Source organism: Pseudomonas sp. NFACC45 (genome assembly GCF_900113505.1).
GTDB classification, from domain to species: Bacteria; Pseudomonadota; Gammaproteobacteria; order Pseudomonadales; family Pseudomonadaceae; genus Aquipseudomonas; species Aquipseudomonas tehranensis.
Genome location: NZ_FOPO01000001.1, coordinates 535,510 through 560,194, shown reverse-complemented (window position 1 = coordinate 560,194; position 24,685 = coordinate 535,510). Strand labels below are relative to the sequence as shown.

Below are 24,685 nucleotides of genomic sequence, written 5' to 3'. Positions count from 1 at the left end.
GTGCATGTGACAAAGCGCTGCGGCTCGTCGGTCAGAGGTCAATGGGGCTCGGCTCGTGGCAGCGGTTCTTTGGAACTGCGCGACGTTTAAACTGCCCTATGGCGGCCCATGGCTCTATAATGCTCGGCAGTTTTCCGTCCTCTGTACAGGTGTTCCCTATGAAACGTCCAAGTGGTCGCGCTGCCGATCAGCTTCGCTCGATCCGCATTACCCGCAACTACACCAAACACGCCGAGGGATCTGTACTGGTCGAATTCGGTGATACCAAAGTCATCTGCACCGTCAGCGTCGAAAACGGTGTGCCACGGTTCCTCAAGGGCCAGGGTCAAGGCTGGCTGACCGCCGAATACGGCATGCTGCCGCGCTCCACCGGTGAGCGCAACCAGCGCGAGGCCAGCCGCGGCAAGCAGGGCGGACGTACCCTGGAAATCCAGCGCCTGATCGGCCGTTCGCTGCGCGCCGCGCTGGACATGTCCAAGCTCGGTGACGTGACGCTGTATGTCGATTGCGACGTGATCCAGGCTGACGGCGGCACTCGCACCGCGTCCATCACCGGCGCCATGGTCGCGCTGGCCGATGCCTTGAAAGTGATCAAGAAGCGTGGCGGCCTCAAGGGCGGCGATCCGCTCAAGCAGATGATCGCCGCGGTGTCCGTGGGCATGTACCAGGGCGAGCCGGTGCTGGACCTGGACTACCTGGAAGATTCCGCCGCCGAGACCGACCTGAATGTGGTCATGACCAGCGCCGGTGGATTCATCGAAATCCAGGGCACCGCCGAAGGCGCGCCGTTCCAGCCGGAAGAATTGAGCGCTATGCTGGAATTGGCAAAGAAAGGCATGAACGAGATTTTCGAACTGCAAAAAGCCGCACTGGCTGACTGATCGTTTCGCGCTTCAGACAAGGAGAACGTCATGAGTGATGAGCAAACCCTACTGCCCCAGCCCAGCAAGGAGGCGCGTCAATGGGCGATGTTCTGTCACTTGTCCGCCTTGTTGGGCATCTGGATTCCGTTCGGTACGCTGATCGGTCCGCTGGTGCTCTGGCAACTCAAGCGCGAGACTGACCCGTTCATCGATGCCCAGGGCAAGGAAGCGCTGAACTTCCAGATCACGGTGGCAATTGCCTCGGCGATCAGCCTGCTATTGATGATCGTGGTGATCGGCTTCTTCCTGTTCGGGCTGGTGGCTATCGGTGCGCTGGTGCTGACCATCATCGGTGGGGTGAAGGCCAATGAAGGGCAGCCATATCGGTATCCGTTTACGTGGCGGCTGGTCAAATAACGATCGATGAGTATTCCCCTGTGGGAGCGAGCCTGCTCGCGATAGCTGTGTTTCAGTCAACATCAATGTTGAATGTAACTGCGCCATCGCGAGCAGGCTCGCTTTCACAGTAGAAAGGGTTGTCCACAAAAAAACCGACAGGGCTGTCGGTTTTTTTGTGGCTGCGAAACGACACTCAGATCGTCAGCGTCCAGTCGTAATCCACGATCAGTGGCGCATGCTGCGAGAACCGTGGCTGGCGCGGCAGGCGAGCACTGCGCACGAAGCGGCGCAGACCAGGCGTCAGCAACTGGTAGTCGAAACGCCAGCCGAGGTTGAGCATCTCGGCCTGTTCGTTGTCTGGCCACCAGCTGTACTGGTCGCCTTCACGGCTGACTTCCCGCAAGGCGTCAACATAGCCCATGTTGCCGACAATCTCGTCCATCCAGGCCCGTTCCGGCGCCAGGAAGCCCGGGGATTGCTGGCTGTCGCGCCAGTTCTTGATATCCAGCTTCTGTTGCGCCACGTACAGCGAGCCACAATAGATGTACTCGCGACGTTTGCGCCGCTGTTTATCCAGATAACGGGCGAAGTCGTCCATTAACTTGAATTTCTGATTCAAATCTTCATCGCCGTTCTGCCCCGAAGGGAGCAGTAAGGTCGCGATGCTGACCTTGTCGAAGTCGGCTTGCAGGTAGCGCCCGTAGCGGTCCGCCGTCTCGAAACCGAGACCGTTGATGACAGCCTTCGGTTGCAGCCGCGAGTACAAAGCCACGCCACCCTGGGCGGGGACTTCGGCATCGCAGGCATAAAGGAAGTAACCATCCAGTTGGAAGGCTGCATCGTCCAGTTCAAAGGCGGAGGCGCGGGTGTCCTGCAGGCAGATGACGTCGGCATTCTGTGCTTGCAGCCAACTGAGCAACCCTCGCTCCACTGCAGCCTGAATACCATTGACGTTCACACTGATGATCCGCATAAATGGCCCCAAAAATCACGTGCGTGTATGATACACGGCGTGTACCTATTTAGCTAAATCCGTGGTATTTGGGGCTTTTTTCATGCAGGCGTATCAGCGCGATTTCATTCGTTTTGCCATCGATCGCGGCGTTTTGCGCTTCGGTGAGTTCACCCTCAAGTCCGGCCGCACGAGCCCGTACTTCTTCAATGCCGGCCTGTTCAACACCGGTGCAGCCCTGGCGCAACTGGGCCGTTTCTATGCGGCGGCCATTGTCGAGAGCGGCATTGCGTTCGACGTGCTGTTCGGCCCGGCCTACAAAGGCATTCCTCTGGCCGCCACCACTGCCGTCGCCCTGGCCGAACACCACGGGCGCGACCTGCCCTGGTGCTTCAACCGCAAGGAAGCCAAGGCTCATGGTGAAGGGGGCAGCCTGGTGGGCGCGCCGCTGACCGGTAAAGTGCTGATCATCGACGACGTGATCACCGCCGGCACCGCTATCCGCGAAGTGATGCAGATCATCGCTTCCCAGGACGGCGCCAAGGCCGCCGGTGTGCTGATCGCCCTGAACCGCCAAGAGCGCGGCAACGCTGAGTTGTCGGCGATCCAGGAAGTGGAGCGTGACTTCGGCATTCCGGTGGTCAGCATCGTGTCGCTGAATCAGGTCCTGGAATTCTTGGCCGACGACCCGCAGCTCAAGCAGCATTTGCCGGCGGTTGAGGCTTATCGGGCGCAGTTTGGCGTTTAAAGATTTGCACATTCCTTTGTGGGAGCGAGCCTGCTCGCGATAGCCATTTGTCATTCAACATTTATGTTGGCTGAACCACCGCTATCGCGAGCAGGCTCGCTCCCACAAGTAGTGCATAAAAAAAGCCCCCGCTCAATCAGGTTGAGCGGGGGCTTTTTATAGGGTGCCGATTACGGACGCTTGCGATTACTGATCAACGTACCCACGCCGGTATCGGTGAAGATTTCCAGCAAAATTGCATTCGGTACGCGGCCGTCGATGATCAACGAGCTGCCGACGCCGCCCTGGACCGCTTCCAGTGCGCAGCGGATCTTCGGCAGCATGCCGCCGTAGATGGTGCCGTCGGCGATCAGTTCATCGACCTGTTGAGTCGACAATCCGGTCAGGACCTTGCCGGTCTTGTCCATCAGGCCGGCGATGTTGGTCAGCAGCATCAGCTTTTCGGCTTTCAATGCTTCGGCAACCTTGCCCGCCACCAGGTCGGCGTTGATGTTGTACGACTCACCGTTGGCGCCGACGCCGATGGGCGCGATGACCGGGATGAAGTCGCCCTTGACCAGCAGGTTCAGCAAGTCGGTGTTGATGCCGACCACTTCGCCCACATGGCCGATGTCGATGATTTCCGGCTGGGTCATCTCCGGCGTCTGGCGGGTGACGGTGAGTTTCTTCGCCCGGATCAGCTCGGCATCCTTGCCTGTCAGGCCGATGGCGCTGCCGCCATGACGGTTGATCAGGTTGACGATGTCCTTGTTGACCTGGCCGCCGAGGACCATCTCCACCACATCCATGGTCTGCGAGTCGGTGACGCGCATGCCGTCGATGAAGTGGCTCTCGATCGACAGGCGCTTGAGCAGGTCACCGATCTGCGGGCCGCCACCGTGCACCACCACCGGGTTGATGCCCACGGCCTTCATCAGCACGATGTCGCGGGCGAAGCCGGTTTTCAGCTCCTCGCTTTCCATCGCGTTGCCGCCGTATTTGATCACCAGGGTCTTGCCGACATAGCGTCGGATATAAGGCAACGCTTCGGACAGGACCTTGGCGGTATTGGCGGCGGCTTCGCGTTCGAGGGTCATTCAGGGCTCCGGTGGTGCTTCAAAAATCAGAACGGTAGTTGAAGATCAGGTGCAACACGTTTGAGTTGGGTGTGGAACACATCCTTGATGCGCTGCAGTTCGGCTTCGTTGTCAGCCTCGAAACGCAGGACCAGCACCGGCGTGGTGTTGGACGCGCGAACCAGGCCCCAGCCTTGGGGATAGTCGACCCGTACACCGTCGATGGTGGTCAGTTCGGCCCCTTCGCCCCATTGAGCGTCGTGCAGTGCATCAATGATGCTGAATTTGCTCTCTTCGGTCACATGGATATTGATTTCCGGCGTAGAAATATCGTTCGGGAAGGTCGCGAAGAGCTCTTCGGCCGAGGATTTCTCTTTGCTGAGGATTTCCAGCAGGCGCGCGGCGCTGTAAATGCCGTCGTCGAAACCGAACCAGCGCTCCTTGAAGAAGATATGGCCGCTCATTTCGCCGGCCAGCAGGGCGCCACTCTCTTTCATTTTCTTCTTGATCAACGAGTGGCCGGTTTTCCACATGAGTGGGCGACCGCCGTATTCCTTGATCAGCGGCACCAGGCGGCGGGTGCATTTAACGTCGAAAATGATTTCGGCGTTCGGATTGCGCGCCACCACGTCGCGAGCGAACAGCATCAGCAGGCGGTCCGGGAACACCACGCTGCCGGTGTTGGTCACCACGCCCACGCGGTCGCCGTCGCCGTCGAAGGCCAGGCCCAGGTCGGCGTTGGTTTCCTCGACCTTGGCGATCAGGTCTTGCAGGTTTTCCAGCTTGCCCGGGTCCGGGTGATGGTTGGGGAAGTTGCCGTCCACGTCGCAGAACAGCGGGATGACTTCGCAGTTCAGGGCTTCAATCAGTTGTGGGGCGATCACGCCGGCCGCGCCGTTGCCGCAATCGACCACCACTTTCAGGCGACGGGCGAGTTTGACGTCTTTGACGATTTCGTCGTTGTAGCGCTCGAGGATATTGACCTTGGTGATACTGCCTTGGCCGCTGGTCAGGTCGTTGGTTTTGAGGCGGGTGTGCAGCGCCTGGATCTGCTCGTTGGCGAGGGTGTCGCCGGCGATGACGATCTTGAAGCCGTTGTAGTTCGACGGGTTGTGGCTGCCGGTGAGCATCACGCCGGATTTACCGGCCAGCACGTTGGCGGCGTAGTACAGCGCTGGTGTCGGCACCAGGCCCACGTCGCTGACATGGCAACCGCTGTCGGCAACCCCTTTGATCAATTGTTCAACCAGCTCGGGGCCGGACAAGCGACCATCGCGACCGACGCACACGTTCGGTTCACCCTGCGCCAGGCTCTGGGAGCCGATGGCGCGGCCGATCCAATAGGCGGTTTCGGCGGTGAGGGTCTCCGGCACCACGCCACGGATGTCGTAGGCGCGGAAGATGCTGTCAGGGAAGATCGGGGCGATTGCGGCTGGGGTGTTCATGGGCGGGGCGCTCTATCAGGAAGATGACTGGACAGGCCGGCGGTTCGCGTCGGCAGGCTCAAACTGAAGGGTATGACGGCGTTTTTGACAGAGAGTTCGCGGTGGGAAAGTGCCATGAGACAGCGTTACCTGGCCACTATCGCCTAATACATTGATTCCGGGTGGGAAACCTTGCTGCCAGCCTGTGCGCATTTTTCGTCCTGAAACAGAAGCTTAATAAATGGGCCGGGCGAGACGCCCGGCCTGAAACAGCGGGATCAGTGGCTGCCGGAATGCCCGAAGCCGCCAGCGCCACGCTGGCTCTCGTCGAATTCTTCCACCAATTCGAAGTGCGCCTGGACCACCGGAACCAGCACCAGTTGGGCGATGCGCTCGCCCACGGCGATGTTGAACGCCGTTTGACCACGGTTCCAGCACGACACCATCAGTTCGCCCTGGTAATCGGAGTCGATCAGGCCCACCAGGTTGCCCAGCACGATGCCATGCTTATGGCCCAGGCCCGAGCGCGGCAGGATCAGCGCAGCCAGGCCCGGGTCGCCGATGTACACCGACAGGCCGGTTGGGATCAGCAGGGTCTGGCCTGGTTCCAGGACGGTGTCCTGCTTGAGCATGGCCCGCAGGTCGAGGCCTGCGGAACCCGGTGTGGCGTATTGCGGCAGCGGGAATTCGGTGCCGATGCGAGGGTCGAGGATTTTGGCTTGTAGAGCGTGCATGTCAATTAAACCTGGTTCAGCCGTTCGGCGATAAAAGTGATCAGCTGGCGGGCAATCTTGCTCTTGCTGGTCTGGGCGAAAAGGGTGGCGTGCAACTGGCGGTCGATCACGCTGCAGGCGTTTTCTTCGCTGTTGAAGCCAATGCTCGGGTTGGCGACGTCGTTGGCGACGATCAGGTCCAGGTTCTTGTCCTTGAGCTTGCGCGCGGCGTAATCGAGCAGGTGCTCGGTTTCGGCGGCAAAGCCGACACTGAACGGACGGTCCGGGCGGGTGGCGATGGTCGCGAGGATGTCCGGATTGCGCACCATTTGTAGTAGCAGGCCGTCGCCGCTCGTAGGGTCTTTCTTCAATTTTTGCGGGGCGACGACTTCGGGGCGGTAGTCCGCCACCGCCGCCGAGGCGATGAACAGATCGCACGGGATGGCCGCTTCGCAGGCCGCCAACATGTCCCGGGCGCTGACCACGTCGATGCGGGTGACCCGATCAGGGGTGGGCAAATGCACAGGGCCGGTGATCAGGGTGACCCGGGCGCCGGCTTCCACGGCGGCTTCGGCCAGGGCGAAGCCCATTTTCCCGGAGCTGTGGTTGGTGATGTAGCGCACCGGGTCGATGTTTTCCTGGGTCGGTCCGGCGGTGATCAGCACATGCTTGCCGGTCAGCGCCTGGCGCTGGAAGCAGTCGGCGGCGCACTGGGCCAGGTCGTTGGCTTCGAGCATGCGTCCCATGCCGACATCGCCGCAGGCCTGGCTGCCGGAAGCCGGGCCAAAGACTTTCAGGTCGCGGCTTTGGAGCAATTGCAGATTGGCCTGGGTGGCCGGATCGCGCCACATGGCCTGGTTCATGGCCGGCGCGACGGCGACCACGGCGTCGGTGGCGAGCACCAGGGTGGTCAGCAAATCATCCGCGATACCTTGGGCCAGGCGGGCGATCAGGTCAGCCGTGGCCGGGGCGATCAGCACCAGGTCGGCCCACTTGGCCAGTTCGATATGACCCATGGCGGCTTCGGCCGCCGGGTCGAGCAGGTCCAGGTGAACCGGGTGCCCGGACAGGGCCTGCATGGTCAGCGGAGTGATGAATTCACTGCCGCCGCGGGTCATGACGACCCGTACTTCTGCGCCCTGGTCGATAAGCCTGCGGACCAGCTCGGCGCTCTTGTAGGCGGCAATGCCGCCGCCGACGCCCAGAACGATGCGTTTCCGATACAGCCGCTGCATAGGCCTGCCTTTCGATTTCAATGGTCAGTGCAGGGCGAACCCCTCGACAGCAGCCTGCCTGGGTGCAAATCGCCTGCAAAAAAGATGGGCTACGATATCACAGCGACCGCTACGGAACAGCGGCGCCCACAATCAGGGAGATGCTATGAGTATTCGCGATTGGCCGGTGGCCGAGCGGCCACGGGAGCGGTTACTGGAGTTGGGATCGGCGAGTCTTTCGGACGCCGAGCTTTTGGCGATTTTCTTGCGCACAGGTGTGTCGGGTAAAAGCGCGGTGGACCTGGCGCGACATCTGCTGCATCAATTTGGAGGCCTGCGGGTTTTGCTCGAGGCTGATCTGCATACCTTCAACGCACAACTGGGGCTGGGCCCGGCGAAATTCGCGCAGTTGCAGGCCGTGCTGGAGATGGGGCGTCGGCATCTGGCCGAAAATTTGCGGCGCGATTCGGTGCTGGAGAGTCCGCTGGCCGTGCGGGACTACCTCAAGGCCATGTTGCGTCACGAGCCTCATGAAGTGTTTGGTTGCCTGTTCCTCGATTCCCGGCATCGGGTGCTGGCGTACGAGGCCTTGTTTCGCGGTTCCATCGATAGCGCGAGCGTCTATCCGCGGCAGGTGGTCAAGCGCGCCCTGGCCCATAACGCCGCAGCGTTGATCCTGTGCCACAACCACCCCTCCGGGCACACCGAGCCCAGCCAGGCCGACCGGTTGCTCACTGAGCGGCTTCAGGAGGCGCTGGAGCTGATCGACGTGCGGGTGCTCGACCACTTCATTGTTGGCGATGGTGAGCCGCTGTCGATGGCGGAGTATGGGTGGATGTAGGCGCGGTCAGGCAATGGCAATCCCTGTGGGAGCGGGCTTGCTCGCGAAGAGGTCGTGTCAGGCGACATCAATGCGGGCTGACCCACCGCTTTCGCGAGCAAGCCCGCTCCCACAGGTTTTAATGCAGACAGGGGGTCACTTGAGGCTGACCTTCGAATAATCCTGCCGGCCAAACGGGCTGACCGAGTAGCCCTGCACATCCTTGCGGGTCAGGGCGAACGCGGTCGGGTGCGCCAAGGGCAGCCACAGGGCCTGTTGCTGGATCTGCGCCTGGGCCTGCTCATAGAGTTTGGTGCGCACGCCCTGCTCGCTCGTGGTCTTGCCGGCGCTGATCACTTTATCCAGGTCCGGGTTGCAGTAGCGGGCGAAGTTGGTGCCGGACTTGAGTGCAGCGCAGGAAAACTGCGGCGTGAGGAAGTTGTCCGGGTCGCCGTTGTCGCCGGCCCAGCCCATGAACAGCAAGTCATGTTCCCCGGCCTTGGCGCGACGGATCAGTTCGCCCCATTCGATCACGCGAATCTCGGCCTGAATGCCGATCTGCGCCAGGTCGGCCTGCAGCAGTTGCGCGCCCAGGCTGGGGTTGGGGTTCAGCAGACTGCCGGAAGGGCGGGTCCAGAGGGTGGTCTGAAAGCCGTCCTTCAAACCGGCCCTGGCCAGAAGGTCACGGGCCTTGGCCGGGTCATGGGCGTAGCCGGGCAAGTTTTTGGCGTAGCTCCAGGTATTCGGTGGGTAGGGGCCCTTGGCCGCTTCGGCGGTGCCCTCGAAAACGGCCTTGAGGTAGCTGGCCTTGTCGAAGGCCAGATTGACGGCTTGTCGCACCTCGGGCTTGTCGAAGGGCGGGTGCTGGCTGTTGATCGCCACGAACGCGGTCATGAAGGCGTCGGTCTGCGCCACTTTCAACGTCGGCTCCTGTCGGGCGGCCTGGACGTCCTGCGGCTTGGGGGACAGGGCGATCTGGCATTCGTTGCGCCGCAGTTTTTGCAGGCGCACATTCGCGTCCGGCGTGATGGCGAAGATCAGCGGATCCACTTGGGGTTTGCCGGCGAAATAGTCGCGGTTGGCCTTGTAGCGAATCGAAGCGTCTTTCTGGAACCGGTTGAAAATGAATGGGCCGGTGCCGATGGGCTGGTTGTTGAGTGCTTCTGGCGTGCCGGCTTTCATCAATTGGTCGGCGTATTCAGCCGAATAGATGGAGGCAAAGCCCATGCTCAAGGTGGCCAGGAAGGTCGAATCCGCATGATCGAGGATGAAGCGCACGGTCAGCGGGTCCAGCGCGTCGATTTTCTTGATCAGGCTCGGTAGCTGCATGGACTGGGCGTGGGGGTAGCCGCTCTGGGCGATCTTGTGCCAGGGGTTCGCCGGGTCAAGCATGCGTTCGAAGCTGAACTTGACGTCCTCGGCGGTCAGATCGCGGCGCGGCGTGAAGTATTCGGTCCGATGGAATTTGACCTGCGGGCGCAGCTTGAACACGTAGGTCAGTCCATCGGACGAGACTTCCCAGCTCTCGGCGAGGCTGGGGATGACCTTGCCGCTGGCGGTGTCGAAATCCACCAGGCGGTTCATCAGCACGTCGGCGGACGCATTGGTGGTGGTCAGCGAATTGTATTGAACGACATCGAATCCTTCCGGGCTGGCCTCGGTACAAACGCTCAGGGCAGCGGCCTGGGCCAGCGGGCTGATCAGCAGAGGGGCGAGCAACAGTGGGAGGGCAGCGAGGCGCATGGTCGGTTTCCTGTGCAAGTCGAAGGCCCATCTGCATGTGCAGTCTGGAAAAGACCTACCCTAGTGGCCTCGCTGGAAAATGACTATCCCCTTTTTGCATTTTCCGGCACCCTGCGGCGCTGTATTGACGGCTCAGGCTCGGCATCGGTTAAAAAAACCGGCCTGCAGCGACGAGCGGTCAAAGGCGGCGCCAGCCTGTGCCCCAGCCGTTCGGGGGCGTTGATCGGCGCTTTCTTACGAAGACAAATCACACCGGCTGTTGTTGCGCTGTGGTCTTTCTGGTATAAAGCAGCGCTCTTTTCTAGGGGCCCGGTTCCTTCACTGTAGGTGTAGCCGGTAAGACCCTTAAAGAAACGCGGCGCCTGGCGCCAAATGACTGAGAGATTAAGCGGCCAACCCATGCCGGGTTGGGCATGTGGTTTTAGAGGGCTGAGGCATGTCGAGAGTCTGTCAAGTTACCGGTAAGGGTCCGGTGACTGGGAATAACATTTCCCACGCAAACAACAAAACCCGTCGTCGTTTCCTGCCGAACCTGCAGCATCACCGCTTCTGGGTTGAAGAAGAGAAACGTTTTGTGCGTCTGCGCGTATCTGCCAAGGGCATGCGCATCATCGACAAGCGTGGCATCAGTGTCGTGCTGGCCGAACTTCGTCGCGATGGCAAGGTTTAAGGGAGCTAATCATGCGTGAATTGATTCGTTTGATCTCGAGCGCCGGTACTGGTCACTTCTACACTACCGACAAGAACAAGCGTACTACCCCGGACAAAATCGAGATCAAGAAATATGATCCGGTTGTTCGCAAGCACGTGATCTACAAGGAAGGCAAAATCAAGTAATTGATTTTTCCCGACTTACGAAAAAGGCCTGTATCGCGAGATACGGGCCTTTTTTGTTGCCGGGTTTTTGTTGCCTGTCGGGGCCTCATCGCGAGCAGGCTCGCTCCCACATTGGAGCTGTGTAATGCCTGAGTTTCAGGCAAGCGCAATTCCCTGTGGGAGCGAGCCTGCTCGCGATGAGGTCAGATCTAACGATGCAAATCCTCAAGCCTTCTGTTCAAACACCACATAAATCTTGCGGCAAGGCTCCAGCACTTCCCAGGTGCCCTTGAACCCCGCCGGGATCACGAAGCGGTCGCCGGCCCGCAGGGTCTTGGCATTGCCATCATTGTCCCGCAGCACGGAAACACCCTGGACGATTTCGCAGTATTCATGTTCGGTGTAGTTGACCGTCCACTGGCCGACCGCGCCTTCCCATACGCCCGCGTTCATTTGCCCGCAGGGGCTGCTGTAGTGGTTGAACACCGTTTGCTCGGGATCACCCTTGAGCACCTTGGCGGCGTCCGGGCGATAGCGTTCGGCGGTGGTACTGGCCTGACTGAAATCGACGATGTCCTGGATGCTCATGCGGTAGTTCCCCGGTAATGACGGCGCGAATGGCTGAAGAGCCAAAGTCTATGTTTATTAAAACGAACATCGCAAGGCCGTTTGCCAGCGTTGTGTCAAATATATTGAAACATTACTGGCCGCTGGTTTAGGGTGGCGGGTGCCCTAGGCCAAAAACAGTGCCGGAACAGGTTGGCCGGGCAGAATTCTTGGAGCGCTGCGCATTGCGTGGCGTTCATTCTCAATAAGAGGAGGACACGCATGACCACCCTGACTCGTGCCGACTGGGAACAACGCGCCCGCGACTTGACCATTGAAGGCCGTGCCTTCATCAACGGCGAATACACCGAAGCGGTGTCCGGCGAAACCTTTGATTGCCTCAGCCCGGTGGATGGCCGTGTGCTGGGCAAGATTGCCAGTTGCGATGTCGCCGACGCCCAGCGCGCCGTCGAAAACGCCCGTGCCACCTTCAATTCCGGCGTCTGGTCGCGCCTGGCGCCGAGCAAGCGCAAAGCTACGATGATCCGTTTCGCCGGCCTGCTCAAGCAGAACGCCGAAGAACTGGCCCTGCTCGAAACCCTGGACATGGGCAAGCCGATCAGCGATTCCCTGAACATCGACGTTCCCGGTGCGGCTCAAGCGTTGAGTTGGAGCGGTGAAGCCATCGACAAGATCTACGATGAAGTGGCTACGACCCCACATGATCAGTTGGGCCTGGTGACCCGTGAGCCGGTGGGCGTCGTCGGCGCGATCGTGCCGTGGAACTTCCCACTGATGATGGCCTGCTGGAAGCTCGGCCCGGCGCTGTCCACCGGTAACTCGGTGGTGCTCAAACCGTCGGAAAAATCCCCGCTGACGGCCATCCGTATCGCAGCATTGGCCATTGAAGCTGGCATTCCGAAAGGCGTGCTCAACGTGCTGCCTGGCTATGGTCATACCGTCGGCAAGGCCCTGGCTCTGCACATGGACGTCGATACCTTGGTGTTCACCGGTTCCACCAAAATCGCCAAGCAATTGATGGTTTATTCCGGCGAGTCCAACATGAAGCGTGTCTGGCTGGAAGCCGGCGGCAAGAGCCCGAACATTGTGTTCGCCGATGCCCCGGACCTGCAAGCCGCCGCCGAGTCCGCCGCCAGCGCCATCGCCTTCAACCAGGGCGAAGTCTGCACCGCCGGCTCGCGACTGTTGGTGGAGCGTTCCATCAAGGACACCTTCCTGCCGTTGGTGATTGAAGCCCTCAAGGGCTGGAAACCTGGCAACCCCCTGGACCCGGCCACCAATGTCGGTGCCCTGGTGGATACCCAGCAGATGAACACCGTGCTGTCCTACATCGAAGCCGGTCACAGCGACGGCGCCAAGCTGGTGGCCGGCGGCAAGCGGATCCTCGAAGAAACCGGCGGTACCTATGTCGAGCCGACGATTTTCGACGGGGTGAGCAACGCCATGAGAATTGCCCAGGAAGAGATTTTCGGTCCGGTGCTGTCGGTCATCGCTTTCGATACCGCCGAAGAGGCCATCCAGATCGCCAACGACACACCGTACGGCCTGGCCGCGGCGGTATGGACCAAGGACATTTCCAAGGCTCACCTGACCGCCAAGGCGCTGCGTGCTGGCAGCGTATGGGTCAACCAGTATGACGGCGGCGACATGACCGCACCGTTCGGCGGCTTCAAGCAGTCGGGTAACGGCCGCGACAAGTCGCTGCACGCGTTCGACAAGTACACCGAGCTGAAGGCGACCTGGATCAAGCTCTGACACTGACGGCCCTGGATCCTGTTCCGGGGCTGCATGCAGTGCTGGTCCCCTGTGGGAGCGAGCCTGCTCGCGATAGCGCTATGACAGTCGACAGCTCTGTTGAATGTTGCGCCGTCATCGCGAGCAGGCTCGCTCCCACAGTGTTTTGAGTGGTGCCTGAAACAGGAGTGTGGAAATGCGTTGGGCGACCTATTTCGCCGTGTTGGCATCTGTCCTGAGTGTCGGCTTGGCGCTGGGCGTGAGCATGCCGCTGGTGTCGCTGCGTCTGGAAGGCTGGGGTTATGGTTCGTTTGCCATCGGGGTGATGGCCGCCATGCCGGCTGTTGGGGTGCTGGTCGGGGCCAAGGTGTCGAGTCGGCTTGCGGCGCGGTTCGGCACGGCGGCGTTGATGCGCTTGTGCCTGTGGGGTGGGGCGGTGTCCATCGGGTTGCTGGCGCTGTTGCCCAGTTATCCGATCTGGTTGCTGCTGCGGTTGATGATCGGCGTCGTCCTGACCCTGGTGTTCATTCTGGGTGAAAGCTGGATCAACCAACTGGTGATCGAACAATGGCGCGGGCGGTTGGTGGCGCTGTATGGCAGCAGCTACGCCCTGAGTCAGTTGTCTGGCCCGTTGCTGCTGGGCGCGCTGGGGACGGATCACGATTACGGCTTCTGGGTGGGGGTCGGTCTGTTACTGGTCTCGCCATTGCTGTTGCTGGGACGCAGCGGCGCGCCCAGCAGTGAAGCCTGCAGCGTCACTTTCAAGGATCTATGGGCGTTTTGTCGGGGGTTGCCGGCCATCGCCTGGGCGGTGTCGTTGTTCGCGGCGTTCGAGGCAATGATCCTGACCTTGCTGCCGGTTTACTGTTTGCGTCAGGGCTTCAGCGCCGACATTGCGCTGGCGATGGTCAGTACGGTGGTGGTCGGCGATGCCTTGTTGCAGTTGCCGATTGGTGCTCTGGCGGACCGCCTGTCACGCCGGTCGTTGTTCACGGGGTGCGCGGTGGCGCTGGTGGTGTCGAGCCTGGCGGTTCCACTGCTGATCGATACGTTGTTGATCTGGCCACTGTGGGTGCTGTTTGGCGCCAGCGCGGGCGGGTTGTTCACCTTGTCACTGATCCTGATCGGCGAGCGTTATCGCGACGATGCATTGGTGCGGGCCAACGCCCATATTGCACAGTTGTGGGGGATCGGTTGCCTGATCGGTCCGTTGGCGGCGGGGGCGGGCAGTCAATGGATCAGCGGGCATGCACTGCCCTTGTTCATGGCGGCGGGCGCGTTCGGGCTGGTGATTCTGTTATTGCGCCAAGGGGCGTTCGGGGCCACCCAAACGGCCTGAGCACACCCTCACCACAAAAACGGGCTGCCTCTAAAGCATCTGTTCCAGGCCAATGGTCATGGCGAACCAGGCGTTGAACCGGCGCCACCAGCTGCCGGGCTCGCGGTCCAGGTCGTGCAGCTTGCCGTTGTCTTCGGTGGTCCATATCAGCTTCCCGTCCTTCAGGCGGGCCTGGTAACTCAGGGCCGGCGCCATGCCCTGCAAGGCCAGTTCGCGCACTTGGCCGGCGAGTTCGGGACTGTCGACCAACACCCCCACTTCGGTGTTCCACAGCACTGAACGTGGATCGAAATTGAACGAGCCGATGAAGGATTTCTGTCGGTCAAAGATTATTGCTTTGCTATGCAGGCTGGAATCCGATTCGCCGTAGGACTTGCTGTAGAACAAATGGGGGCTGCTGCCACCCGTGTCCCCGGGCTGGCGACGCAATTCGTACAGCCGCACCCCATGTTGCAGCAAAGCCCTGCGATACGGCGCGTAACCGCCATGCACCGCCGGTACGTCGGTGGCTTCCAGGGAGTTGGTCAAAAGACTCACCGCCACCCCGGCATCGGCCCGGCTGGTCAGGTAGACCAGCCCTGGCTGGCCGGGCACGAAGTAGGCCGAAATCATGATCAGTTCTTCCCTGACCCCCGTCAGCTCCGGGCCCAATTGCGTGGTCAGCAGCAACTGCGGATCAGGCTCATCCTTGGCCAGTACTTTGCTGGGTGCATCCCACAGCGCCTGATTCCAGGCCCAGATCAGTTGCCGGCGCCAGATGTCCAGGCGCGGTTGGGTCCGGTAGGAGGTCAACTGCTGGTAAAGCGCGTGATTTTCTTTGTGCGTCTGCTCCAGTGACTCTTGCAGGCGCAGTCGACTGTTGGCCAGATCCTTGGAGGTTGGCCGATGGGACAGGAATTGTTCGATGGGTTTGCTCAGGGCGCTGTTCCAGTATTGGTCGAAGCTGTGCCCCAATTGTTCGGCCACCGGCCCAACGCCCAGCAGGTCGATGTCGGTGAAGTTCAGGTTGGGTTCGGCGTCGAAATATTCATCCCCTAGATTGCGACCGCCGACGATGGCCATGCTGTTGTCCGCCAGCCAGAGTTTGTTGTGCATGCGCCGGTGTTGCAGTGAAAGATTGAGCAGTCGTCCCAGGCTGCGGGTTACCCCGGTGGCACGCCCCAGATGGAGTGGGTTGAACAGGCGTATCTGGATCCGCGGATGAGCGGCGAGGGTCGCGATGATCTGATCCTGGCCATCGCTGGTGGTGTCATCCAGCAGAATGCGCACACGCACGCCCCGATCGGCGGCCTTGAGCAATTCATCCACCAGCATGCGCGTGCTGATGCCGTCGTGAACGATGTAGTACTGCAAATCCAGGCTGCTTTGGGCGTTGCGGATCAACTCGGCCCGGGCGGAGAAGGCGTCGGTACTGTCAGAGAGCAGGCGGAAGCCCGAGCGCCCCTCGTGGAGAGCGGCCTGGGCCTGTACCGAGCGGCCGAAGAAAGAGTCGGTTGCCGGAAGCGCCTGGGAGGGCTCGCGGGTGATATCAAAACTGGCGCAGCCGCCCAGCAGCGAGGCGATTAGCAAGAGCGCAGGCAGGATGGGTCTGGATCTCACGTAGGCTCGTTCCGCTTGTTTGCGTTGATCGGCTTGTGGGTGCTGCTTCCCTGAGTAAAGCTCAGACGGCGTCGAGTCGGGTTTCGTTCAACAACGCAATGGCCGCGGCACCAACCTTGCGTACGGCGTCCTCGATCTGTGCCGTTGGTTTGGCAGCGTAGTTCATGCGCAGGCAATTGCGGTACTTGCCCGAGGCAGAAAATATGCTGCCGACCGCGACCTGCACGCCTTGATCATGCAGGACCCGATTGAGCTTGAGTGTGTCGAAGCCTTCGGGTAGCTCGACCCAGAGCATGAAGCTGCCTCGCGGGCGGCTGGCGCGGGTACCCGCTGGAAAATAGCGGCTGACCCAGTCGATCATGACGTCGCGATTGCGTTGGTATTGGGTGCGCATCCGGCGCAAATGCGGTTCGAAATGTCCGCCTTTGAGGAACTCCGCAATGGCAATCTGCGGTTGCGGTGCGGTGGAGCCGGTGCTGATGTATTTCATGTGCAGCACCCGTTCCAGATACCGGCCTGGTGCGACCCAGCCAATCCGCAAGCCCGGTGCCAGTGTCTTGGAAAAAGAACTGCAGAGCAGGACGCGGCCATCGTCGTCGAAGGATTTGATCGTACGGGGCCGCGGATAGGTGTAGGCCAGTTCCCCATACACATCGTCCTCGATAATCGCCACGTCGAAGCGCTGCGCCAAGGTCAGCAACGCGCGTTTGTTGGCCTCGGGCATGATGTAGCCCAACGGGTTGTTACAACTGGGCGTCAACTGTATGGCCTTGATGGGCCACTGTTCCAGCGCCAGCTCCAGTGCCTCCAGACTGATGCCGGTGAGCGGGTCGGTGGGGATTTCCAGGGCCTTCATGCCCAGGCCCTTGAGGGTTTGCATGGCGCCGTGAAAGCTGGGTGAATCCACCGCGACGATATCGCCCTGTTCACAGGTAGCGCGGATGCTGACCGACAGCGCTTCGTGACAGCCGGTGGTGACGATCAGGTCGCCGGCTCCCAGTTTGCAACCAGAGTCCAGCGACAGGCGAGCGATCTGTTCGCGCAACGCGAGGTTGCCGTAGATGTTGTCGTAATACAGACCCGGCATGTCCTGCCGGCGGCTGATCTGCGCCAGGCTGCGCAACAGGGGTTTCATGGTCGGCGAGTTGATATCCGGCATGCCCCGGCCCAGTTGCACCACATCCTTGCGCGGCACCGCGCGTATCAGCTCCAGCACCTGGTCCCATTGCGAGATGTCTACCGGTCGTTGGGCCGGGCGACCCACTACCGGCAGGTCAGGCAGTTCACGATTGGCCGGTACGAAATACCCTGATTTGGGTTTTGGCATCGCCAGTCCGCTGTCCTCCAGAACGCGATAGGCCTGCTGTACGGTACTCAGGCTGACGCCGTGCTCCATGCTCAGTGCGCGCACTGACGGCAGCCGGTCGCCGGGGCGGTAGAAGCCCTGTTCGATGCGGGTGCCGAGCAATTCGGCGAGGTTCACATAAAGGGTCATGGCGCGCTCTCGATGAAGTGGACAACGGTAACCAATACAGTTGCGGCGGAAAAAGACAATTCAGTGTCGAAAAGCCGCAATCTGTATGCATATAAAACACATTGTTTGAATCTGTATTGATTATGGCCGTCCGCGCATCATGAAAGCTCTGGCTACCCAAGTAAACAGGAGCGATCAAAATGAACGGCTTGAGCGATGTGCGGCTGACGTTACACAGCCAGGAACTGGCGGCGGGGCAGGAAAAGGAGCTGCGCAATGCGATGTTGCCCAGTGCTCCGTCCGGCCTGAGCCGCTGGGCCCTGTTCTGGCGTCGCTTGCATACACGCAAGGCCTTGTTGGAGCTTACACCCGAACAGTTGCGTGATATCGGGCTGAGCCGGGAGCAGGCGCGGGCGGAGGCGCTCAAGCCGTTCTGGCGGCTTTGAAGCAATAGGAACCCGGTGGCGAGGGAGCTTGCTCCCGCTGGGCTGCGTAGCAGACCTTCTTTTTGCGGTTGCTGCGCAACCGAGCGGGAGCAAGCTCCCTCGCCACGGATCCGGGACTAAATCAACTCTTTCAACCGATGCCACAGCATCCCCAACGCCAACAGTGGCGAGCGCAGATGCTTCCCGCCCGGGAAGGTCATGTGCGGCACTTGGGCGAACAGATCGAAACCACCACTCTGTTGTCCACTGATGGCTTCGGCCAACAGCTTGCCGGCCAGGTGCGTGGCATTCACCCCGTGACCGGAGTAGGCCTGGGCGTAGTACACGTTGGGCTGATCCTTGAGTCGGCCGATCTGCGGCAAGCGATTGGCGCCGATGCCGATCATCCCGCCCCATTGAAAGTCGATTTTTACCTGCGCCAGTTGCGGGAACACCTTGAGCATTTTCGGACGCATGTACGCGCCAATATCTTGCGGGTCACGACCTGAATAGTGGCAGGCTCCGCCGAACAGCAAGCGTCGATCCGCGGAAAGCCGGTAGTAATCCAGCGCCACCCGTTGATCGCAGACCGCCATGTTCTGCGGTAACAACGCCTGGGCCTGAGCCTCGCTCAAAGGTTCAGTGGCGATGATGTAGCTGCCAGCGGGCAGCACTTTGCCGCTGAGTTCCGGGTTGAGCCCATTGAGGTAGGCGTTGCAGCCCAGCACCAGGGTCTTGGCCCGGACCGCGCCCTGTTGGGTGTGCACCTTCACTTCCGGGCCGTAATCAATGCGCGTGACCGCCGATTGCTCGAACAGCCTGACCCCCAATTGCTGCGCGGCGCAGGCTTCGCCCAGGGCCAGATTCAGCGGATGTAAATGGCCCGAGCCCATGTCGATCAGGCCGCCGACGTAGCGATCCGAACCCACCACACTGTGCATTTCGTGGGCTTGCAGCAGCCGGGTCTGATGGCGATATCCCAGGCGGCGCAGCTCTTCGGCGTCCTCAGCGAAACCTTCCAGGTCACCTGGCTTGTTGGCGAGGTCGCAATAACCCCAGGTGAGGTCGCAGTGGATCTGAAAGCGCTCGACCCGTTGACGGACGATTTCCACCGCCTCAAGACCCATCAGCTTCATCTGGCGTACGCCGTCGGCACCGATGACCGGGGCGAATTGATCAAGGCCGTGACCGACGCCGCGAATCAATTGACCGCCGTTGCGCCCGCTGGCCCCCCAACCGATCTTGTGCGCTTCCAGCAGCACTACGCTCATGCCGCGCTCGGCCAGTTCGATCGCTGTGTTCAATCCCGAGAACCCGCCGCCGACCACGCAGACATCCGCCACCAGCTCGCCCTGCAGCAGCGGATGATCCGGTTGCGGCAGGCTGCTGGCGGCGTAGTAAGAGGCGGCGTGCGAATGGCTCGGGACAGGTTGCTGAACACGGGCGTTCATGTGCGTAATCCTGATTATTGTGTTTGAGAAATTTTACGGAGCATAAGCCGGGGATTCGTCCATGGGCAACATCGGTCGGTTGGCGCTGTCTGGGATAAGCCTTTTCGTGCAGAATCCTGCCTTGTCCCGTCTCGGTAGCCGCTTCGATGAGCTGCAACAGTCAAAAAATCCGCACGTTGCGCCAACAGATTCCCTCGTTCGAGTGCGTACCGGGCTGCCATGACTGCTGCGGGCCAGTGACCACCTCGCCGGAGGAAATGGCCCGCTTGCCGCGCAAGACCCGGGCCGAACAGGACGCGGCCATGGAAGCGCTCGACTGCGTGCACTTGGGACCCAATGGCTGCACTGTCTATGACGAGCGGCCGCTGATCTGCCGGTTGTTCGGCACCACCGCCACCCTGCCGTGCCCAAACGGGCGACGGCCAGTGGAGTTGATCCATCCCCGGGTCGAGAAGCAGATTCACGAATACATGGCCAGCACCCGGCAGGTGTTGGTGTAGCCAAGAACGCCCTTCAATCCGGAATCGGCAGGTTCAAGCTCTCCTTCACCTCTTCCATCACGATGTAGCTCTTGGATTCGCGCACGTGGGGCAGCTTGAGCAGGATGTCGCCCAACAGCTTGCGGTACGAAGCCATCTCGGAAATCCGCGCCTTCACCAGATAGTCAAAGTCGCCTGACACCAGATGGCATTCGAGCACGTGAGGCAATTTCAGCACTGCGCGCCGGAATTCTTCAAAGGTGTCGCCGGACTTGTAGTCGAGGCTGATTTCGACAAATACCAGCAGACTTCCCTTCAAATGCTGCGGATTGAGCCGGGCGTTGTAGCCCATGATGATTCCCTCGCGCTCCAGGCGACGAACCCGCTCGGTGCAAGGCGTGGTGGAGAGGCCGACCTTTTCCCCAAGCTCTGTAAAGGAAATCCGTCCATCCGCCTGGAGGATGCGCAGGATGTTGCGGTCGATCTTGTCCAGCTCACGTTTGGTCTGAGTGTTGGTCCGCACAGGTGATGCTCCTCCATGAAAAGGGTTTTTGCCGAGAATTCTCGCCAAATATAGGCATTTATATAGTGAAAAGCACTGGCTGATCTTTTCTAAACTGCGCACATTACGGTCTGTACAACAAAACGTCAGCGGTTATCCGCGATGAGGGCTTCAACATGCGCGTTCTGGTTTTAGGTAGCGGCGTCATCGGTACCGTCAGTGCTTACTACCTGGCCCGTGCCGGGTTTGAAGTCGTGGTGGTTGATCGTCAGCCGGCGCCAGCCATGGAAACCAGTTTTGCCAATGCCGGCCAGGTGTCGCCGGGTTATGCCTCGCCGTGGGCCGCGCCAGGTGTGCCACTCAAGGCCATCAAGTGGCTCCTGCAGCGCCATGCACCGCTGGCGATCAAAGCCACCGCCGACATCGACCAGTACCTGTGGATGGCGCAGATGCTGCGCAACTGCACCGCCAATCGTTATGCCGTCAACAAGGAGCGCATGGTGCGTCTGTCCGAGTACAGCCGCGACTGCCTCGACGAACTGCGCGCCGAAACCGGGATTGCCTACGAAGGCCGCAGTCTGGGGACCACTCAATTGTTCCGTACCCAGGCTCAGGTTGATGGTGCGGCCAAAGACATCGCCGTGCTGAAAGAGTCCGGTGTGCCCTTCGAAGTGCTGGACCGTGAAGGCATTGCCCGCGTCGAGCCGGCGTTGGCCAATGTCACTGACATCCTGGCCGGAGCCTTGCGTCTGCCCAATGACCAGACTGGCGACTGTCAGATGTTTACCACGCGTCTGGCGGAAATGGCCGTGAAGCTCGGCGTACAGTTCCGCTTTGGCCAGGATATCCAGCGCCTGGACTACGCCGGTGATCGCATCAACGGCGTCTGGATCGACGGCAAGCTGGAAACCGCCGACCGCTACGTCCTGGCCCTGGGCAGTTATTCGCCGCAATTGCTCAAGCCGCTGGGCATTCGTGCGCCGGTTTATCCGCTCAAGGGTTATTCCCTGACCGTGCCGATCACCAACCCGGCGATGGCCCCCACCTCGACCATTCTCGACGAAACCTACAAGGTCGCGATTACCCGGTTCGATAACCGCATCCGCGTGGGCGGCATGGCGGAAATTGCCGGTTTTGACCTGTCTCTCAACCCGCGTCGGCGTGAAACCCTGGAGATGATCGTCAACGACCTTTATCCTCAGGGCGGCGATCTGGCCCAGGCCAGTTTCTGGACCGGCCTGCGTCCGACCACCCCGGATGGCACGCCGATCGTGGGCGCCACCCCGTTCAAGAACCTGTTCCTGAACACCGGTCACGGCACCCTCGGTTGGACCATGGCCTGTGGTTCCGGGCGCTTGCTGGCGGACCTGATGGCGAAGAAAAAACCACAGATCAGCGCCGAAGGCCTCGATATTTCCCGTTATGGCAGTAAACACCAGGAGTCTGCAAAACATGTCAATCCAGCGCCAGCTCACCAATGACCGCATGAGTCAGGTCGTCCTGCACAACGGCACCGTTTACCTTGCCGGACAGGTTGGCGACGACATGAGTGCCGGTATCGAGCAGCAGACCCGGGAAACCCTGGCCAATATCGAACGTTTGCTGGACCTGGCCGGGACCGACAAAAACCATCTGCTGTCGGTGACGATTTACTTGAAAGACATCGACGCCCATTTCGAAGGCATGAACGCGATCTGGGACAAATGGCTGCCCAACGGCGTCGCGCCAGCCCGGGCTACTGTGCAGGCCAAGCTGTGCGAACCGGAAATCCTGGTGGAGCTGTCCGTCGTGGCCGCGCTGCCCTAAACCCGGAAAGCGATCCCTCTTGCGGTGCTGTTGGTGGTTCGTGCCGTCAGCCAGCGCCGTTTTTTTTACCGAGTCCGCCTAGAAGCCTGCCGCCATGCGTCCTGCCCGTGCCCTGATCGACCTTCAAGCCTTACGTCACAACTACCAATTGGCCCGCGAAGTGACGGGAGCCAAAGCCCTTGCGGTGATCAAGGCCGATGCCTATGGGCACGGCGCAGTGCGCTGCGCCGAGGCTTTGCAGGACACGGCCGATGGGTTTGCCGTGGCTTGCATCGAAGAAGCGCTGGAACTGCGGGCCAGCGGGATTCGTGGGCCGGTCTTGCTGCTGGAAGGCTTCTTCGAGGCCGATGAACTGTCGCTGATCGTCGAACACGATTTCTGGTGCGTGGTGCATTCGTTGTGGCAGCTCGAAGCGATTGAAAACGCGACCCTGAACAAGCCGATTACGGTCTGGCTCAAGCTCGACTCGGGGATGCATCGGGTGGGGCTGCATCCGGCGGATTATCAGGCGGCCTATCGTCGACTGCTGGCCAGCGGCAAGGTGGCGAAGATTGTGTTGATGAGCCATTTCGCCCGTGCCGATGAGCTGCACGATCCCAGCAGCACCGAGCAACTGGCCGTGTTTGAGGCGGCCCGCCAGGGGCTGGCGGCGCAGATCAGTTTGCGCAACTCCCCAGCCGTGCTGGGCTGGCCGCAAATGCCCAGCGACTGGGTGCGGCCAGGCATCATGCTGTACGGCGCGACACCCTTCGAGGAGGCCAACGCCGTTGCCGCGCGGCTGCAGCCGGTCATGACACTGGAGTCGAAGATCATCAGCGTGCGTGAGTTGCCCGCCGGCGAGCCGGTGGGGTATGGCGCCCGTTTTGTCACCGCGCAACCGACGCGGGTCGGCGTGGTTGCCATGGGGTACGCCGACGGTTACCCGCGCCAGGCGCCGAACGGTACGCCGGTGCTGGTGGATGGACAGCCAAGCCAATTGGTCGGGCGGGTGTCGATGGACATGCTGTGCGTGGATTTGACTGATATCCCCCAGGCCGGGCTCGGTTCGACCGTGGAACTGTGGGGCAAGACTATCCTGGCCAGCGATGTCGCGAAGGCGGCCGGCACGATTCCTTATCAGATTTTCTGCAACCTGCGCCGGGTGCCACGGCTCTATTGCGGGGGCTGACGCAAAGCGCAACCTACCGAAAGTCGCTTCACCGCACGGGATTGAGGTCAAAGTGTTGTAAATACTGAACGCTGTCGCCATGATAACGCTCACTTTCCACACAACCTGATTCCCTGGAGGCTCCAGCATTGGACGTCGGTGAACGACTGCAATCCATTCGTAAACTCAAAGGCCTTTCCCAGCGTGAACTCGCCAAGCGCGCGGGCGTCACCAACAGCACCATTTCGATGATCGAGAAAAACAGCGTCAGCCCCTCGATCAGCTCGCTGCGTAAGGTCCTTGGCGGGATTCCCATGTCCATGGTCGAGTTTTTCTCCGAAGAAATCCTTCAGGAGAAACCGACCCAGATCGTCTACAAAGCCAATGAACTGATCGACATTTCCGACGGTGCCGTCACCATGAAACTGGTGGGCAGGGCACACCCCAGCCGGGCGATTGCCTTTCTGAACGAGATCTACCCGCCTGGCGCCGATACCGGTGACGAGATGCTTACCCATGAGGGCGAAGAGACCGGGATTCTGGTGGAGGGGCGGCTGGAGTTGGTGGTCGGCGCCGAAACCTTCGTACTCGAAGCGGGCGATAGCTACTATTTCGAGAGCACCAAGCCACACCGCTTTCGTAATCCGTTCGATGCGCCGGCGCGACTGATCAGCGCAGCCACACCGGCCAACTTCTAGGAAAAGAGGCGCCGTGCCTGCACGGCAAAGGCGCCCGAAGGATGAGCTGTCATGACAAACAAGACCCTTGCGACTTTGGGGTTGTTTCAGTGTGACGGCCTTCCCGCTATACTTGCGCCCGCCTGCAAACCGTGGCCGCAGGCGTGACTAGCCACCATTGAGGGTGTACGCGTGAACCTAATTATGAAAATGCTGGCTGCACCAGCAACCGTATTGGCCCTATGGGCGGTCAGCGCCCAAGCGGCGACCAACGACGAAATCGCCGAGCGCCTGAAGCCGGTTGGCCAGGTCTGCGTTCAGGGGCAGGAATGCAAAGGCATGGAAGTCGTGGCTTCGGCTGGCGGCGGTGGTGCCAAGACGCCGACGGATGTTATTGCAAAACACTGCAATGCTTGCCACGGTACCGGCCTGCTGAATGCTCCGAAGATCGGCGATGCGGCAGCCTGGGGTGAACGAGCCAAGAAAGAAGGTGGCCTTGATGGGCTGCTCGCCAAAGCGATCTCCGGTATCAATGCCATGCCCCCTAAGGGCACTTGCGCCGATTGTTCGGATGATGAGCTCAAAGGTGCCATCAAAGAGATGTCGGGTCTGTAAACACCAGCATCTTCAACAAAAAAGCCGCTTGCGAGCGGTTTTTTTGTGCCCGGTGGTTTTACAAAGCTGTTCATCGCAACCAAGACCCGGCAAGCTCGGTCCAACCCACATTCATGGAATGTC

The 24,685-nt window shown here is 60.6% G+C and carries 25 protein-coding genes and 1 pseudogene; 15 read left to right on the top strand and 11 right to left on the bottom strand.

All coding sequences use genetic code 11. The features are described 5' to 3' along the window. Positions 1 to 158 precede the first annotated feature (158 nt). Both rph and BM132_RS02545 read left to right on the top strand, forming a co-directional pair. Positions 159 to 881: a ribonuclease PH gene (rph, locus tag BM132_RS02550; protein ID WP_047226169.1), complete on the top strand. Its 723-nt coding sequence runs from the start codon at positions 159 to 161 to the stop codon at positions 879 to 881. A gap of 30 nt (positions 882 to 911) precedes the next feature. Next, complete coding sequence (locus BM132_RS02545; RefSeq protein ID WP_047226168.1) at positions 912 to 1,280, top strand: DUF4870 domain-containing protein; 369 nt, start codon at positions 912 to 914, stop codon at positions 1,278 to 1,280. A gap of 175 nt (positions 1,281 to 1,455) precedes the next feature. Here BM132_RS02545 and BM132_RS02540 read toward each other — a convergent pair whose 3' ends face one another. Next, a complete protein-coding gene (locus tag BM132_RS02540) occupies positions 1,456 to 2,235 on the bottom strand; it encodes an exodeoxyribonuclease III (protein ID WP_003177265.1) in 780 nt (259 codons plus the stop codon). 82 nt (positions 2,236 to 2,317) lie between these two features. Here BM132_RS02540 and pyrE point away from each other — a divergent pair, with 82 nt between their 5' ends. After that, the gene (gene pyrE / locus BM132_RS02535) at positions 2,318 to 2,962 is read left to right on the top strand and encodes an orotate phosphoribosyltransferase (RefSeq protein WP_092452942.1); all 645 of its coding nucleotides are present in this window, start codon (positions 2,318 to 2,320) and stop codon (positions 2,960 to 2,962) included. Positions 2,963 to 3,132: 170 nt separating this feature from the next. Here pyrE and argB read toward each other — a convergent pair whose 3' ends face one another. The 4 genes and pseudogenes from argB to coaBC all read right to left on the bottom strand — a co-directional run bounded on the left by argB (position 3,133) and on the right by coaBC (position 7,389). After that, complete coding sequence (gene argB / locus BM132_RS02530; protein WP_092394989.1) at positions 3,133 to 4,038, bottom strand: acetylglutamate kinase; 906 nt, start codon at positions 4,036 to 4,038, stop codon at positions 3,133 to 3,135. Positions 4,039 to 4,064: 26 nt separating this feature from the next. Beyond that, positions 4,065 to 5,468: pseudogene (locus BM132_RS02525) on the bottom strand (phosphomannomutase/phosphoglucomutase); the annotation flags it as partial. A 251-nt stretch (positions 5,469 to 5,719) separates the two neighbouring features. Continuing rightward, positions 5,720 to 6,175: a dUTP diphosphatase gene (gene dut, locus BM132_RS02520; protein ID WP_092394996.1), complete on the bottom strand. Its 456-nt coding sequence runs from the start codon at positions 6,173 to 6,175 to the stop codon at positions 5,720 to 5,722. Between the two features lie 5 nt (positions 6,176 to 6,180). Further along, positions 6,181 to 7,389 (bottom strand): bifunctional phosphopantothenoylcysteine decarboxylase/phosphopantothenate--cysteine ligase CoaBC, encoded by a 1,209-nt coding sequence (gene coaBC / locus BM132_RS02515; protein ID WP_092452936.1) that lies wholly within the window; start codon positions 7,387 to 7,389, stop codon positions 6,181 to 6,183. A gap of 145 nt (positions 7,390 to 7,534) precedes the next feature. Here coaBC and radC point away from each other — a divergent pair, with 145 nt between their 5' ends. After that, complete coding sequence (gene radC / locus BM132_RS02510) at positions 7,535 to 8,209, top strand: RadC family protein (RefSeq protein WP_092395002.1); 675 nt, start codon at positions 7,535 to 7,537, stop codon at positions 8,207 to 8,209. 135 nt (positions 8,210 to 8,344) lie between these two features. On the opposite strand, the gene BM132_RS02505 is transcribed toward radC, so the two are convergent. Beyond that, positions 8,345 to 9,931 carry an ABC transporter substrate-binding protein gene (locus BM132_RS02505; protein WP_092452933.1) on the bottom strand — a complete coding sequence of 529 codons (1,587 nt, stop codon included), beginning with the start codon at positions 9,929 to 9,931 and terminating at the stop codon, positions 8,345 to 8,347. A 436-nt stretch (positions 9,932 to 10,367) separates the two neighbouring features. On the opposite strand from BM132_RS02505, the gene rpmB reads away from it, so the two are divergent. Next, entirely contained in the window at positions 10,368 to 10,601 is a 234-nt protein-coding gene (gene rpmB / locus BM132_RS02500) for a 50S ribosomal protein L28 (protein ID WP_003177273.1), read from the top strand. 11 nt (positions 10,602 to 10,612) lie between these two features. Further along, entirely contained in the window at positions 10,613 to 10,768 is a 156-nt protein-coding gene (gene rpmG, locus BM132_RS02495; RefSeq protein WP_003177274.1) for a 50S ribosomal protein L33, read from the top strand. A 204-nt stretch (positions 10,769 to 10,972) separates the two neighbouring features. Here the strand turns inward: rpmG and BM132_RS02490 are convergent, their stop codons facing one another. Beyond that, positions 10,973 to 11,335: a cupin domain-containing protein gene (locus tag BM132_RS02490; protein WP_092395008.1), complete on the bottom strand. Its 363-nt coding sequence runs from the start codon at positions 11,333 to 11,335 to the stop codon at positions 10,973 to 10,975. A gap of 240 nt (positions 11,336 to 11,575) precedes the next feature. Between BM132_RS02490 and BM132_RS02485 the strand changes: the two genes are divergently transcribed. Beyond that, complete coding sequence (locus BM132_RS02485) at positions 11,576 to 13,069, top strand: aldehyde dehydrogenase (protein ID WP_092452930.1); 1,494 nt, start codon at positions 11,576 to 11,578, stop codon at positions 13,067 to 13,069. Between the two features lie 175 nt (positions 13,070 to 13,244). Beyond that, positions 13,245 to 14,387: an MFS transporter gene (locus tag BM132_RS02480; RefSeq protein WP_092452927.1), complete on the top strand. Its 1,143-nt coding sequence runs from the start codon at positions 13,245 to 13,247 to the stop codon at positions 14,385 to 14,387. 30 nt (positions 14,388 to 14,417) lie between these two features. Here the strand turns inward: BM132_RS02480 and BM132_RS02475 are convergent, their stop codons facing one another. Continuing rightward, positions 14,418 to 15,986 (bottom strand): phospholipase D family protein, encoded by a 1,569-nt coding sequence (locus tag BM132_RS02475; RefSeq protein ID WP_092452924.1) that lies wholly within the window; start codon positions 15,984 to 15,986, stop codon positions 14,418 to 14,420. 61 nt (positions 15,987 to 16,047) lie between these two features. Next, positions 16,048 to 17,481, bottom strand: coding sequence for an aminotransferase-like domain-containing protein (locus BM132_RS02470; RefSeq protein ID WP_092452921.1), 1,434 nt, complete (start codon positions 17,479 to 17,481; stop codon positions 16,048 to 16,050). A 179-nt stretch (positions 17,482 to 17,660) separates the two neighbouring features. Here BM132_RS02470 and BM132_RS02465 point away from each other — a divergent pair, with 179 nt between their 5' ends. Further along, the gene (locus BM132_RS02465) at positions 17,661 to 17,906 is read left to right on the top strand and encodes a DUF1127 domain-containing protein (RefSeq protein ID WP_092395024.1); all 246 of its coding nucleotides are present in this window, start codon (positions 17,661 to 17,663) and stop codon (positions 17,904 to 17,906) included. Between the two features lie 116 nt (positions 17,907 to 18,022). On the opposite strand, the gene BM132_RS02460 is transcribed toward BM132_RS02465, so the two are convergent. Further along, positions 18,023 to 19,336, bottom strand: coding sequence for an NAD(P)/FAD-dependent oxidoreductase (locus BM132_RS02460; protein WP_092452918.1), 1,314 nt, complete (start codon positions 19,334 to 19,336; stop codon positions 18,023 to 18,025). A gap of 146 nt (positions 19,337 to 19,482) precedes the next feature. Between BM132_RS02460 and BM132_RS02455 the strand changes: the two genes are divergently transcribed. Next, positions 19,483 to 19,836, top strand: a complete 354-nt coding sequence (locus BM132_RS02455) for a YkgJ family cysteine cluster protein (protein WP_003206850.1) — start codon at positions 19,483 to 19,485, stop codon at positions 19,834 to 19,836. A gap of 13 nt (positions 19,837 to 19,849) precedes the next feature. Here BM132_RS02455 and BM132_RS02450 read toward each other — a convergent pair whose 3' ends face one another. Next, positions 19,850 to 20,338, bottom strand: a complete 489-nt coding sequence (locus tag BM132_RS02450) for an Lrp/AsnC ligand binding domain-containing protein (RefSeq protein ID WP_003206849.1) — start codon at positions 20,336 to 20,338, stop codon at positions 19,850 to 19,852. 155 nt (positions 20,339 to 20,493) lie between these two features. On the opposite strand from BM132_RS02450, the gene dadA reads away from it, so the two are divergent. The 5 genes from dadA (at position 20,494) to BM132_RS02425 (ending at position 24,562) form a co-directional block, all read left to right on the top strand. Beyond that, positions 20,494 to 21,798 (top strand): D-amino acid dehydrogenase, encoded by a 1,305-nt coding sequence (gene dadA, locus BM132_RS02445; protein WP_092452915.1) that lies wholly within the window; start codon positions 20,494 to 20,496, stop codon positions 21,796 to 21,798. Further along, positions 21,770 to 22,123 (top strand): RidA family protein, encoded by a 354-nt coding sequence (locus BM132_RS02440; protein WP_092395033.1) that lies wholly within the window; start codon positions 21,770 to 21,772, stop codon positions 22,121 to 22,123. Before dadA ends, BM132_RS02440 begins: the two co-directional genes overlap by 29 nt. A 94-nt stretch (positions 22,124 to 22,217) precedes the next feature. After that, positions 22,218 to 23,291: an alanine racemase gene (alr, locus tag BM132_RS02435; protein ID WP_092452913.1), complete on the top strand. Its 1,074-nt coding sequence runs from the start codon at positions 22,218 to 22,220 to the stop codon at positions 23,289 to 23,291. Positions 23,292 to 23,419: 128 nt separating this feature from the next. Continuing rightward, on the top strand, positions 23,420 to 23,968 hold the full coding sequence (locus tag BM132_RS02430; protein ID WP_047226150.1) for a cupin domain-containing protein: 549 nt from the start codon (positions 23,420 to 23,422) through the stop codon (positions 23,966 to 23,968). 183 nt (positions 23,969 to 24,151) lie between these two features. Continuing rightward, positions 24,152 to 24,562, top strand: coding sequence for a c-type cytochrome (locus tag BM132_RS02425; RefSeq protein WP_305728325.1), 411 nt, complete (start codon positions 24,152 to 24,154; stop codon positions 24,560 to 24,562). Positions 24,563 to 24,685 lie beyond the last annotated feature (123 nt).

Coding starts and splice junctions, on each gene's coding strand:
- rph (WP_047226169.1), top strand. CDS start 159: ATGAAACGTCCAAGTGGTCGCGCTGCCGATCAGCTTCGCTCGATCCGC.
- BM132_RS02545 (WP_047226168.1), top strand. CDS start 912: ATGAGTGATGAGCAAACCCTACTGCCCCAGCCCAGCAAGGAGGCGCGT.
- BM132_RS02540 (WP_003177265.1), bottom strand. CDS start 2,235: ATGCGGATCATCAGTGTGAACGTCAATGGTATTCAGGCTGCAGTGGAG.
- pyrE (WP_092452942.1), top strand. CDS start 2,318: ATGCAGGCGTATCAGCGCGATTTCATTCGTTTTGCCATCGATCGCGGC.
- argB (WP_092394989.1), bottom strand. CDS start 4,038: ATGACCCTCGAACGCGAAGCCGCCGCCAATACCGCCAAGGTCCTGTCC.
- dut (WP_092394996.1), bottom strand. CDS start 6,175: ATGCACGCTCTACAAGCCAAAATCCTCGACCCTCGCATCGGCACCGAA.
- coaBC (WP_092452936.1), bottom strand. CDS start 7,389: ATGCAGCGGCTGTATCGGAAACGCATCGTTCTGGGCGTCGGCGGCGGC.
- radC (WP_092395002.1), top strand. CDS start 7,535: ATGAGTATTCGCGATTGGCCGGTGGCCGAGCGGCCACGGGAGCGGTTA.
- BM132_RS02505 (WP_092452933.1), bottom strand. CDS start 9,931: ATGCGCCTCGCTGCCCTCCCACTGTTGCTCGCCCCTCTGCTGATCAGC.
- rpmB (WP_003177273.1), top strand. CDS start 10,368: ATGTCGAGAGTCTGTCAAGTTACCGGTAAGGGTCCGGTGACTGGGAAT.
- rpmG (WP_003177274.1), top strand. CDS start 10,613: ATGCGTGAATTGATTCGTTTGATCTCGAGCGCCGGTACTGGTCACTTC.
- BM132_RS02490 (WP_092395008.1), bottom strand. CDS start 11,335: ATGAGCATCCAGGACATCGTCGATTTCAGTCAGGCCAGTACCACCGCC.
- BM132_RS02485 (WP_092452930.1), top strand. CDS start 11,576: ATGACCACCCTGACTCGTGCCGACTGGGAACAACGCGCCCGCGACTTG.
- BM132_RS02480 (WP_092452927.1), top strand. CDS start 13,245: ATGCGTTGGGCGACCTATTTCGCCGTGTTGGCATCTGTCCTGAGTGTC.
- BM132_RS02470 (WP_092452921.1), bottom strand. CDS start 17,481: ATGACCCTTTATGTGAACCTCGCCGAATTGCTCGGCACCCGCATCGAA.
- BM132_RS02465 (WP_092395024.1), top strand. CDS start 17,661: ATGAACGGCTTGAGCGATGTGCGGCTGACGTTACACAGCCAGGAACTG.
- BM132_RS02460 (WP_092452918.1), bottom strand. CDS start 19,336: ATGAACGCCCGTGTTCAGCAACCTGTCCCGAGCCATTCGCACGCCGCC.
- BM132_RS02455 (WP_003206850.1), top strand. CDS start 19,483: ATGAGCTGCAACAGTCAAAAAATCCGCACGTTGCGCCAACAGATTCCC.
- dadA (WP_092452915.1), top strand. CDS start 20,494: ATGCGCGTTCTGGTTTTAGGTAGCGGCGTCATCGGTACCGTCAGTGCT.
- BM132_RS02440 (WP_092395033.1), top strand. CDS start 21,770: ATGTCAATCCAGCGCCAGCTCACCAATGACCGCATGAGTCAGGTCGTC.
- alr (WP_092452913.1), top strand. CDS start 22,218: ATGCGTCCTGCCCGTGCCCTGATCGACCTTCAAGCCTTACGTCACAAC.
- BM132_RS02425 (WP_305728325.1), top strand. CDS start 24,152: ATGAAAATGCTGGCTGCACCAGCAACCGTATTGGCCCTATGGGCGGTC.